The sequence below is a fragment of the Laspinema palackyanum D2c genome, from assembly GCF_025370875.1.
Taxonomy (GTDB): Bacteria; Cyanobacteriota; Cyanobacteriia; order Cyanobacteriales; family Laspinemataceae; genus Laspinema; species Laspinema palackyanum.
The window spans coordinates 200,058-211,740 of sequence record NZ_JAMXFD010000010.1; the positions used below are offsets into that span (position 1 = coordinate 200,058).

8 protein-coding genes and 2 rRNA genes are annotated in these 11,683 nt (G+C 48.3%); 3 read left to right on the plus strand and 7 right to left on the minus strand.

The genetic code is table 11. The annotated features are described in order from the left end of the window. Positions 1-267 precede the first annotated feature (267 nt). Together NG795_RS14390 and cysS are read right to left on the minus strand one after the other, a co-directional pair. On the minus strand, positions 268-1,398 hold the full coding sequence (locus tag NG795_RS14390; protein ID WP_367289354.1) for an AI-2E family transporter: 1,131 nt from the start codon (positions 1,396-1,398) through the stop codon (positions 268-270). 123 nt (positions 1,399-1,521) lie between these two features. Beyond that, positions 1,522-3,093 (minus strand): cysteine--tRNA ligase, encoded by a 1,572-nt coding sequence (gene cysS / locus NG795_RS14395; RefSeq protein ID WP_367289355.1) that lies wholly within the window; start codon positions 3,091-3,093, stop codon positions 1,522-1,524. Positions 3,094-3,289: 196 nt separating this feature from the next. Between cysS and NG795_RS14400 the strand changes: the two genes are divergently transcribed. From NG795_RS14400 to dtd, 3 genes are all read left to right on the plus strand, one after another. Continuing rightward, a complete protein-coding gene (locus NG795_RS14400) occupies positions 3,290-6,457 on the plus strand; it encodes a glycosyltransferase (protein ID WP_367289356.1) in 3,168 nt (1,055 codons plus the stop codon). Between the two features lie 135 nt (positions 6,458-6,592). Continuing rightward, positions 6,593-7,753 (plus strand): CobW family GTP-binding protein, encoded by a 1,161-nt coding sequence (locus tag NG795_RS14405; protein WP_367289357.1) that lies wholly within the window; start codon positions 6,593-6,595, stop codon positions 7,751-7,753. A gap of 152 nt (positions 7,754-7,905) precedes the next feature. Further along, the gene (dtd, locus tag NG795_RS14410) at positions 7,906-8,364 is read left to right on the plus strand and encodes a D-aminoacyl-tRNA deacylase (protein ID WP_367289358.1); all 459 of its coding nucleotides are present in this window, start codon (positions 7,906-7,908) and stop codon (positions 8,362-8,364) included. Positions 8,365-8,414: 50 nt separating this feature from the next. Here the strand turns inward: dtd and mreD are convergent, their stop codons facing one another. From mreD to NG795_RS14435, 5 genes are all read right to left on the minus strand, one after another. Next, positions 8,415-8,975 carry a rod shape-determining protein MreD gene (gene mreD, locus NG795_RS14415; RefSeq protein WP_367289359.1) on the minus strand — a complete coding sequence of 187 codons (561 nt, stop codon included), beginning with the start codon at positions 8,973-8,975 and terminating at the stop codon, positions 8,415-8,417. Between the two features lie 8 nt (positions 8,976-8,983). Continuing rightward, positions 8,984-9,760 carry a rod shape-determining protein MreC gene (gene mreC / locus NG795_RS14420; protein ID WP_367289360.1) on the minus strand — a complete coding sequence of 259 codons (777 nt, stop codon included), beginning with the start codon at positions 9,758-9,760 and terminating at the stop codon, positions 8,984-8,986. A gap of 66 nt (positions 9,761-9,826) precedes the next feature. Continuing rightward, on the minus strand, positions 9,827-10,834 hold the full coding sequence (locus NG795_RS14425; RefSeq protein WP_015151693.1) for a rod shape-determining protein: 1,008 nt from the start codon (positions 10,832-10,834) through the stop codon (positions 9,827-9,829). A gap of 545 nt (positions 10,835-11,379) precedes the next feature. Further along, a 5S ribosomal RNA gene (gene rrf, locus NG795_RS14430) occupies positions 11,380-11,497 on the minus strand. 63 nt (positions 11,498-11,560) lie between these two features. After that, positions 11,561-11,683 (minus strand): 23S ribosomal RNA (locus NG795_RS14435); the annotation flags it as partial.

Below are 11,683 nucleotides of genomic sequence, written 5' to 3' on the forward strand. Positions count from 1 at the left end.
TCTTTGGGTTAAATTCTTCTGGCAAGCTTTTATGGATTGAGGTATAATTTACACCAAAATAAAGAAGAACGCTACAAGTTAGAGGAAAAAAATAGTCCCTGGGGATCAACGGTCAGTTGTCCGGGGTCATTGGTCAGTTGTCCTGAGTCATTGGCGGTTCCCAAATCCGAGGGGATTTGTCCTGGGTCAGTGGTCGTTTGTCATTGGGGGTTCACAAATAGGACAGGGTGCAACTTGGAATGGGAATCCTCACCCCGTTGACTGCGCTTAGACTGAGGAAGTAGGATGCTGTACCAAACTCGACTCCCCATCCGTCGAATTCGGGGCGATCGCCTCCCCCATCCCCCCTGCTTCTGCCCTCAGTTTCGGTTTTAAATATAAATTTTCCACTAAGGCTGCACCCCCCGCAACCCAAGGCGGAACGATTAAGGCACCGACAATTCCCAACACTTGAACCCCACCAATCACCGAAAGTAACTGATAAAGGGGATGCACCCCAACGGAAGACCCGACTAACAACGGATCCAAAACATAAGTCTCCACATTCTGGATGACCACAAATAAAATTAACACCGACAAAAACAGCCATCCGCCTTGAGACACCGCCACAATCAGCGCCGGAATGGCTCCCAAAATCGGCCCTAAAAAGGGAATTAAATTGGTCACTCCGGCGATCGCCCCCAAACCCAAAGCAAACTCCCCTAATCCTAAAGCACTCAATCCCACGCTCGTTGCTACAGCTAACAGAGCCGAAACCAGCACTCGACCCCGAATATATCCCCCCATCCGCTCACTAATCGGCATCACCTGAGTCTCCAAACGCTCATCCCAAGGTTTTGGAAATAGCTGAACCAAACTCTTAATTAAACTGTGACTATCCGCCACCATATAACCGGAAATAAAAATAGATAAAATTAGGGTCACCACACCGCCAAGCAACCCTCGGGTTAATCCATAAGACCGGAGGACCAGTTGTTGAGTTGAGCGAATTCCCCAAGTGGTTACAGACTGGGTATCAAAGAACTGGCGCACAAACTCTGGTGGTGTATCAATCAGTCTAGCCGCCAAATCTTCTGCAATCAGGCGCAATGTTTCCAAATAAGAGGGAAGCTGACGAATTAACCGCTGAATTTGATCCAAGGCTGTCGGTCCAATTAATAAGACCACCCCAGTTAACCCCCCAATCAGGGTAAGGTAAGTAATAATGGTGGCAATCCAGCGGGGAATATGCCATTTTTCCGCCCAATTCACCACGGGAGAAATGGAAGCAGCGAGGACAACCGAGACCATCAGAGTAATCAGCAAACTCCGCAGTTGCCACAGCAATATCACCAGTAAACCTAGGGTGAAAATCAGCAACAGGGTTGTTAGAGAAATTTTAATCCGCGAGGGGGACATAGATAATTTAAGATAAAGGCTTGATTAAGGGGGGTTATAGAAGAGGCGATCGCCTTTTTCGGTTAGGGTGAAAATGGCGATCGCCACAAGACTTGATTCCCTAAAATTGCACTGAACAACCCTTTAATTGCGATGCCATTGGGTGACACCTCCGGGTTTATCAATTAAAGTAATCCCCAGTTCTTGCAATTGATTGCGAATGCGATCGGCTTCGGCAAAGTTTTTCCCCTGACGCGCCGCCAGTCGGTCCTGAATCAGGGATTCAATTTCCTGATCACTCAATCCTCCGGGTTCGGGTGTTGAATTGTCCGCCTCTGGATTCACTTCCAAACCCAGAACCTTCCCTAACTCCCGCAAGGCAACCCATTGGTGGTGTAACTGTTGCGAGTCCATATCCAGTTTCCCTTCATGAACCCAAATGTTGCCTTGACGACGGAGTTCCTTCGCCAGTTCAAACAACACCGCCAACGCTGATGGGGTATTGAGGTCATCATCCATCGCCGTCTGAAACTGTGCGACAACAGGATCAAATTCCGGTGCGATCTCCCTCGCAAAATCTCCCACACCAAACCGTCCAGAACCAAACCGTCCGGAACCCAACCGTCCGAAACCAAACTGTGCTATGAGTGCATCAGATTCCGGTACGATCGCCCCAGAATCCAAATCCCACCCCAACTTACTGCCATACTCATAACCAAAGCGTAACCCGTCCTTGAGCGTCGTCCAGCCATTTTCCGCACTGGCGATCGCCTCATCAGTAAAGTCCAACGGTTTGCGATAATTGGCTTGCAGTACAAACAACCGTAGCGCCATCGGGTCTACACCCCCTTGATCCAGCAACTGGCGAATCGTCGTAAAATTGCCCAAAGACTTGGACATTTTTTCCCCATTCACCGCCACCATGCCATTATGCAGCCAATATTTCGCTAAAGCTTGACCCGTCACCGCTTCCGATTGAGCAATCTCATTCTCATGGTGGGGAAAAATTAAATCCGCACCCCCAACATGAATATCAATCGTCTCTCCCAACACCTCACGGACCATCGCCGAACATTCAATATGCCATCCCGGACGTCCGGCACCCCAAGGGGATTCCCAAGACGGTTCCCCGGGTTTCGCCGCCTTCCACAAGGCAAAATCAAACGGGTCTTGCTTCTTCAGTTCCTCCGGGTCCTCCGCCTCCACCCGACCACTGGCCCCTGCTTGCATTTCCGCCAACTGCCGTCCCGAGAGTTTTCCATAGTTGGTAAACTCCCGCACCTTGTAATAAACATCGCCACCTGCCGGGTAGGCAAAGCCTTTTTGTTCCAACTGGCTAATTAAGCGCTTAATCCCATCTAAGGTATGAGTGGCGCGGGGATAGGCATCTGCTTCTAGGACATTTAGCCTTGCCATATCTTCAAAATAGGCTTGAGTGTAGCGATCGGCCACTTCCTCCATTGATGACCCTTCCTGTCTGGCGCGATTGAGGATTTTGTCATCAATATCGGTAAAATTCTGCACATAACGCACGGCATATCCCCGCCATTGCAGATATCGGCGCAGAATATCCCAAATAATATAGGAGCGGGCGTGACCCAGGTGGCAATAATCGTAGACCGTAACCCCACAACAATACATCCGCACCTGGCCGGGTTCAAACGGGATAAACGGTTCCTGACGACGGGTGAGGGTGTTGTACAGCGTTAAGGTCATAATTGAAAGATAGAAAACAGTAAAACGGTAGTGTTCGATGCAGAAATCACTCCAGTCAACCGTCAGTCCGGGTTTTGCTTCAGACTTCTTACCAAAACAGACCGGCCCAAAATAGGTTGACTGAATGACTTAACTGATTCTATCGTTTATGTACTCCCGATGGACCGTGGCGCGATCGCACTAGCATTTTAAACTCATGCGGATTATTGTCGAAGGCTGGCGTTTTCTTCCCCACTCTTATTCTCTGATCAATCAGTTCCTCCTCTTAGAACTCCTCGATCGCCCTGAAATCCAGGTCCTCCACCGGGATATGCCTTACGTTACCGACAATTGGCAACCCGTCAGTGGATTATTGGGGGACTCCAAAGAACCTAAATTACATTTGATTCCCCAACCCACAGCGGATCAATCTGCCGATGCCATCCTTCGCGTCTATTGTCCGTTTAATTTAACCCCTTCCACCGCTCAACGCACGGTCATGTTTGGCTGTACCGAATGGGGAATTGTTCCGCAATCCATTTTGCGGGGAATGGGAATCACTTCATTTCAAGAAGCTCATCAGAATTCCGATACCATTATTGTGACGGCATCCCATTGGTCCCGAGATGGATTTATCCGCAGTGGTGCCAACCCTGATCGCGTGGTTGTGATTCCCCTCGGTGTAGACCCCCACTTCTACCAACCCGCATCTCCAGAAAAACGCCTAAGCTTACGCCAGCAATTTGGACTCGGAGATAATTTTATCTTTTTCACCAATGGATTGCTCTTTAATAACCGCCACGGGATGGCTCGATTATTAAAAGCATTTGCCGCCATTGTCCAAAAATTTCCCGAAGCTAGATTAATCTTAAAAGGTAGAGATTATCTGTTTGAGGCCCGTCAAGAAATTGCCAGAATTTGCAGTAAAATTCTCCCGGCAACTGAGCAAAAAATGGTTCAGGAGCGACTCACCTATATCGGCAAAAATCTATCTTGTGCAGATTTAGCTGCGTTATATCAAATTGCCGATGCGTATGTCTCTCCCTATCTTGCAGAGGGATTTAATTTGCCGGTTTTAGAGGCAGCAGCTTGTGGATTACCTGTAATTTGCACCCAAGGCGGACCGACGGATGATTTTATTCATCCCGATTTTGCGTTTCCCATCCAGAGTCAATTAGAACAGCGTCAGTTAGAATCGGGGGAAATGGGGTTTGTGGTGGCTCCTGATGTAGACCATTTAATTCATTTAATGCAACAGATAATCGCGCAACCGGCATTGCGGGAAAAAGCGAGACAAGCAGGACCGAAATGGGTGGGAGCGCGCTACACTTGGAAGCAAGTGGTAGACCAGTATTTAGAGGTACTTTCTCCCCCTCAACAGCCATCCTTTTCTGTACCAAAAACCCCTTCTATCCAAAATACAACAACTCAGAAACTAATTATCGAAGGTTGGCGATTCCAGACCCATTCTTATGCGATCGCAAATCAATTTCAACTTTTGGAAATGCTCAAATATCCGAACTTAGAGCTATTTCACAAAGACATTCCCTTTGCCGACAAAAATTCTCAACCGGCTCAGGGTATATTTGATGCTGAATCAGAATCCGCTTTACGGGCGATCGCACCCCCACCCCCCAACCTATTTGCAGATGCCACTCTGCGGATGTATAGTCCCTTTAATTTTAAATCTGCCCTTCACAGCGAGCGTACCTATATATTTGGCACCACAGAATGGGGAATTGTCCCTCAAGAACTCTTACGATTAAATCCCGGGAAGTCTCTTGAATCTCTACATCAAAATTCTACTACGGTCATTATTACTTCTTCTCAATGGTCTAAAGCGGGTTTTCTCCGTAGTGGTGCCGACCCCAGTCGCGTCGTCACCGTCCCCCTCGGAGTTGATCCAACCCGTTACAAACCCCTCCCCAAGGAGGAACGGGCCGCTTTAAGGCAAGAATTGGGATGGCAAGAGGATGAATTTATATTTTTAAATGTCAGTAGCATGACCCTAGAAAAAGGAATTTTTCCCATCATTTTTTGCTTTACCAAAATTTTGGAAAAATATCCCAAAGCTCGCTTAGTCTTAAAAGGTTCTGATTTAATTTACCAATCTTGGGAATCCATTACGTTTACCGCGAAAAAGATTTTAAGCGACCACGGGTTAGAAACCTTTAACGCGCGCTTGACCTATATCGGCAACCCGTTATCCACTTCTGAACTGATTCGCTACTATCAATCTGCCGATGCCTATCTCTCTCCCTATTCTGCGGAAGGATTTAATTTGCCCGTTTTAGAGGCAGTTGCCTGTGGATTGCCCGTCATTTGTACCGAAGGCGGACCCACCGATGAATTTACCCTCCCTGATTTTGCCCTCCAGATAAAAAGTGAAGTTCAATCCGTTGAATATCATGGAGAAATGCGCCATTTTTTGGCTCCGAATTGGGATTGTTGTATTGCCTTAATGGAACAACTGATTTCTCAACCGGATTGGCGAGAACAGGTGCGAATCTCGGGTCCTCAATTTGTGCGCGATCGCCTCAGTTGGAAACAGATTGTCGCTCAGTTACTAGAGGTAATGTTCCCATCCAATCCGCCTCAACCCCCAAACCAGGTAACCACACTATCTCTCCCAGAAACAGCATCTCCCACCCTCCAAGAACGAGTAGCATCCTTCCCCTTTTGGTATCACAAAATTGAGTTACCCGGGGGAATTGTCACCCCTGGAGATAATCCCCACAATGCAGAAATGTATGGCGTTCCAGAGGACCTGAGCGGAAAAAGAGTCTTAGATGTGGGGGCCTGGGACGGATACTGGACATTTGAGGCCCTCAAACGCGGGGCCCGGGAAGTGGTAGCGATCGATGATTTTTCGGACTATCTCGGACGCTTGGATCAACGCGATCGCCGCGCCTGGAAAACCTTTGATTTGTGCCGAGAAGCACTCGGGTTTGACGAAACCATCTGTCAACGCCTAGAAAAATCCGTCTATGACCTCAATGAATCAGAATTAGGCCGATTTGATGTCATCTTCTTTTTCGGCACCCTGTACCACCTGCGATACCCCCTCCTGGCCCTCGATAAATTATCCGCCCTCTGTGATGGCGAAATTTATATAGAATCTGCCATTCTCGATGATTTTAGTCCCTACCAAGGCGGTATCGGCAAAGGATATCCCGGACAGCAAAGGGTGATGGAGTTTTATCCCCATGATGAATATGCGGGAAATTCCAGCAACTACTGGGTCCCAACCTTGTACTGTTTGGGTCAAATGGTAAAATCCTCCGGCTTTACCCAGGTTAAAGGCTGGAAATTAGTCCAAAACCCGCCCAATTGGGGATGGTGTCGAGGATTTGCGATCGGCACTAAAGCCAAGTTCAGCAATTAAACCTGATGTAGCCAAGTGTTAATCTGCAATTCCTTGGGATGAATGGCTCAATCTTCGTCTAAAATCAAACTGGATGACTCCTTAGATTAATTTCTAACCAGCCCCTTAGATTTTTTGACCCCAATTTGATAAACCATGCAGACAACAGCAACCTCTAACCCAGAGTCCGTGGCAATGGATGCCCCGAAATACGGACTGCCGGTTACCATCATTACAGGCTTTCTTGGCAGTGGCAAGACGACGTTACTCAACCATATCCTGACCAATCAGCAAGGACTGAAAACCGCCGTATTGGTCAACGAGTTTGGCGAAGTCGGCATCGATAACGAACTAATCGTCTCCACCGGCGAGGATATGGTGGAATTAAGCAATGGTTGTATTTGTTGCACCATTAACAACGATTTACTCGATGCCGTTTATAAGATTTTAGAGCGTTCCGAGCAGATCGATTATCTAGTGGTGGAAACCACGGGACTCGCGGACCCTCTACCCGTAGCGCTGACTTTTTTAGGAACCGAACTCCGAGATTTAACTCGCTTAGATTCGATCGTCACTCTGGTGGATTCGGAGAATTACAGTTTGGATCTGTTTAATTCCCAAGCGGCGTACAGTCAGATTGCTTATGGCGATATTATCTTGCTCAACAAAGTAGATCTTGTGGATGAGACGGATGTAGACCTGTTAGAGTGCAAGATTCGGGATATTAAAGCCGATGCCAGAATTTTGCGGACGACGAAATCCCAGGTCCCGCTTCCTTTGATTCTCAGTGTCGGGTTGTTTGAGTCGGATAAGTATTTTAATGACGATCAAATCGCCTCGAAAGGGGAGCATGATCATGATCACGACCATCATGATCATGATCATCATGACCATCATGACCATGAACATCATGACCATTCTGCCTGTGACCATGACCACGGTCATTGCGAGCATGACCACCATGACGAACATCATCACCACTCGAATCATTTGGAGATGGATGGGTTTACGTCGATTTCGTTCGAGAGCGATAAACCCTTGTCGATTCGTCAGTTTCAGTATTTCTTAGATAATCAGTTACCGTCAACGGTATTTCGAGCCAAAGGGATTTTATGGTTTGATGAGAGCGATCGCCGTCATATTTTCCACTTGAGCGGCAAGCGGTTCTCCATTGATGATGATGAGTGGAAAGGTCAACCGAAGACGCAATTGGTGTTCATCGGCCAGAATTTGGATAAGGAAGCCTTGCGATCGCAGTTAAACAAGTGTGTTTGTCTGCCTTCTACTTCTCGCGGCAAAGGGTTTGGGAAAAAATAGAAAGAAGGATTTGGGAAAGAGGGTCGGGTTTTGATGATAGAGTCAAGAGGCGATCGCATTTGTAGAGACAGGAGCGATCGCCTTGATTGCCTATTTATTGAAGGGATATTTTGGGCGATCGGCAATTCATCATCACCCCATCCATCCCGCCTATGCGAGTCGTTATCCAGCGCGTTAAATCTTCTCAAGTAACCGTCGAGGGTCGAATCGTGGGGAAAATCGGACCCGGACTTAATCTCTTGGTTGCCATCAGCGATCGGGATACAGAGACTGAACTCGACTGGATGGCCCGAAAGTGTTTAGAATTGCGGTTATTTCCCGATCCCCAAGGCAATAGCAGTCGGTGGGATCAATCAGTTTTGGATATCCAAGGGCAAGTGTTAGTGGTGAGTCAGTTTACCCTCTACGGGGACTGTCGAAAAGGTCGCCGCCCCTCCTTTGACCGTTCTGCACCCCCAGGGATGGCTGAAGAACTTTACAAGAAATTTGTTCAAAAGTTAAGGGAAAGGGGCTTAACCGTCGAAACTGGAGTGTTTGGGGCGATGATGGAGGTAGATATCGTTAATGATGGACCCGTTACTCTAATTTTAGAGCGGGAGTCCCCGGGTTAAAGAGGAAGTTTCCCATGAGAGAGAGAAAGAGGGAGAGGAAGTGGAGGGGTCTAGGAGCGATCAAAAGCTTGCATCTGTTCCCACAGACGATTGAGGGGAAAATAGATAACCGGTGCCCACAGACTACTGAGAATAGCACAAGCCAGGGCGAGGGGTTGATGGTAGGCCCAAATTTCACTCCAACTGCGATCGCCCAGCCCGCTAAATTGCAACGCCCGAATCGTATCGGCCAACATCGACATTCCAAATACAATTAGAGCCACGGAGATAAAATCTTCCTGGACATATTTTTGCTTTTGCAAGGTAGCCGTCAGATAGCCAACAACCCCCAAACTAACCGCATGAGTCGGTTCTGCCGAAGTCATGGCATCTAGGAGCAGTCCCAATACCACCCCGGCTAAAGCGCCAGGGATCGGCTTGCGCTTGATACTCCAAGCGACGACCCAAATCAACAACCAGTTAGGCGCAACCCCCAACAGTTCCATGCCGGGAAAGCGGGTAGGGAGTAGCAGCAAGCATAACAGGACCGAACCCACAGCGATCGCCGCATTCACGACTAACCGCATTCCCCCAGACAACCGAGACCCGTAACTAAAAGAAGATGTTCTCATCACCGTTCCTAATTTTGCAGTTCCTCAGAATCCTCTGAAGAACCCACCTTTTCATAAGGATCAACCACCACCCACTCCAGTAAGCTCATCGGAGCCGTTAGCTCGATTACCGCTTCGGGTGCTGGACTTTTATTCAAATTCACCGACTCTACCCGCCCGATCGGTAACCCGGGGGGGAAAAGTTTTGAATAAGAAGAGGTCGAAACCACATCCCCTTTATTCACATCAGGCACTTTCTCAAAGAACTCCATCACCGCCCGAGAAGCCGATTGTCCTCGCATCACCCCCATTTGGCGGCTGCGACTAATCGTCACCCCCACCCGAGAACTGGGGTCACTAATCAGCAAAACACGACTGGTATGAGCAGTAACGCTGATCACTCGTCCCACCAAGCCACCGGGACCCATGACAATGTAGTTCTCTGTGATGCCATCTTCCCGTCCTCGACCCAAAGTTACCTGTTGCCACCAATGGTCTGCACTACGACCAACAATGGGAGCCAGGATCCCTTCTTTTTTATTCGGGGAAACATAGTTCAAGAGTTCTTTAAGCTTTTCGTTTTGGCTTTCGAGTTCTTGGACCTTGTTTTGCAATTCCAGAGTTCGAGCGTTGGTGAGTTGTTCTTGTTGGGTCGGACTCGACGCAAAGGGTCGAGTGGCCCATTGGTACAGTTCAATAACAGCCGAACCTTGAGTGTACCGAACAACCAAAGCAGCACAGATGGTTAGACCCACCAGTGCTACTTGTAAACCATGCCGATCCCACCAGCGACGCAATGTGTACATTAGGAATTTTTAGAGACTTCAGTCTTCATCAGACGATTTGAATACTTGTTGTCGGAGCAACTGGCCTTACATATTCCGAGAACGACCGCTAAACACCCGTTCTAGCTGTTTAAAGTTTTCCAGAACCCGGCCCGTGCCGAGGACAACACAGCTCAAGGGGTCAGCAGCGACATGAGTCACGATGCCAGTCTCATGACTAATCAGCGTATCTAGCCCTCGCAATAAAGCGCCACCGCCAGCCAACATAATGCCTCGGTCAATAATATCTGCTGCCAGTTCCGGAGGCGTTCGCTCTAAGGTGCGTTTTACCGCTTCTACAATGACCGCTAGCGGTTCGGCCATACTTTCCCGAATTTCAGGACCCTTAATCGTGACCGTTCGAGGCAGCCCGGAGAGTAAGTGTAAGCCGCGCACCTCCATCATGGAGTCATCATCTTCATGAGTGGGATAGGCCGAACCAATCTGAATTTTGATGTCCTCAGCGGTGCGCTCCCCAATTACCAGGTTATGCACCTTTTTCATGTACTGAATAATCGCTTCGTTCAGTTCATCTCCAGCCACGCGCACGGATTCGCTCAATACAGTTCCTTGCAAACTCAGAACGGCGACCTCGGTCGTTCCTCCGCCAATATCGATAATCAGGTTGCCCGTTGGCTCCGCCACGGGTAACCCCGCACCGATCGCCGCTGCTACCGGCTCATCAATTAAATAGACATCCCTAGCCCCCGCTTGAGCAGCAGCCTCCATAACGGCACGGCGTTCCACCCCAGTCACTCCCGAGGGGATGCCGATCACAATTCGCGGCGATACTAAGGTTCGGCCCTCATGCACCCGACGGATAAAGTGCTTGAGCATGAGTTCAGCCGTATCGAAATCTGCAATAACGCCATCACGCAGGGGACGCAGAGCAATAACATTTCCAGGCGTCCGGCCCAGCATTTTTTTTGCATCCTCTCCCACTGCTAATGGCACTTTTTCGTCTTTATCAATGGCAACCACAGAGGGTTCTTGCAGAACAATACCTTTACCAGATACATAAACAAGGGTATTCGCGGTACCGAGGTCGATACCCATATCCCGGGATAGGGAAAAGCGATTGAACAGACCCACTGGTTTCTACGCCCCCAAAACGTGATGCTGTGCGACTATAACAATGTAACAGAAATGTAACCGAGGTGGATTCTAGTACGTTTTTTGTTTTGAGTCTAGTCCAGGGGGAAAAATTTTTTATTCCCACTGATTCCCTCCACCAAGGGTGCAACTATAATCCCAAGTCCTCTGGACGAAATCCGGATAAAACCCTTTTTGAAGACAGCGATCGCTGATTGGGCCTTCTTGAAATTAGCAAAAATCCCCAAATTTTCAGCTCCCTTTTGGTCCATGCAAGCCCCTCTACTTTCGACCTTGAATGGGCGATCGCTTTATATAGGCTATAAAGAGTCTTATCCCTGTTTGGCAATACCATTATTCCCTATGCTTCCTTTTATGGAGTTCTTATTAGAAAAATACAGTAGATTTGTGATTTCCTAACTAGGATAACTGACTCCTAGATAAACTCTAAAGACCAAAAAGCCTCCGGTTCTATGAAGAGAAACCGGAGGCTTTTTGTTTTAAAAGTGACCGGGCACCGAGCTATTTTCCCAGGAGGCTACCCTCCAAGTATCTTCGCCGCAGTCGCGTTTCACGTCCGAGTTCGGGAAGGAGTCGGCGTGGTTCCACGAAGCCATAGGCACCCGGAAAACTGTGAGGTTGATAAACCCTCAAGACTGCATAAAGAAAAGAAATCAAAGAAGTTATTATGAGGTCAAGCCCTCGGTCTGTTAGTACGCCTTGGCTACATACATTGCTGCACTTCCACCTAGCGCCTATTAACGGGTGTTCTGCCCGTGACCTTACTGGATTAACTCCATGAGAGCACTCATC

What these genes read in the sequence shown, in the direction of transcription:
- mreD (WP_367289359.1), bottom strand. Translation starts at nt 8,975, where the DNA reads ATGAGAACATCTTCTTTTAGTTACGGGTCTCGGTTGTCTGGGGGAATG.
- NG795_RS14400 (WP_367289356.1), top strand. Translation starts at nt 3,290, where the DNA reads ATGCGGATTATTGTCGAAGGCTGGCGTTTTCTTCCCCACTCTTATTCT.
- dtd (WP_367289358.1), top strand. Translation starts at nt 7,906, where the DNA reads ATGCGAGTCGTTATCCAGCGCGTTAAATCTTCTCAAGTAACCGTCGAG.
- NG795_RS14405 (WP_367289357.1), top strand. Translation starts at nt 6,593, where the DNA reads ATGCAGACAACAGCAACCTCTAACCCAGAGTCCGTGGCAATGGATGCC.
- mreC (WP_367289360.1), bottom strand. Translation starts at nt 9,760, where the DNA reads ATGTACACATTGCGTCGCTGGTGGGATCGGCATGGTTTACAAGTAGCA.
- cysS (WP_367289355.1), bottom strand. Translation starts at nt 3,093, where the DNA reads ATGACCTTAACGCTGTACAACACCCTCACCCGTCGTCAGGAACCGTTT.
- NG795_RS14425 (WP_015151693.1), bottom strand. Translation starts at nt 10,834, where the DNA reads ATGGGTATCGACCTCGGTACCGCGAATACCCTTGTTTATGTATCTGGT.
- NG795_RS14390 (WP_367289354.1), bottom strand. Translation starts at nt 1,398, where the DNA reads ATGTCCCCCTCGCGGATTAAAATTTCTCTAACAACCCTGTTGCTGATT.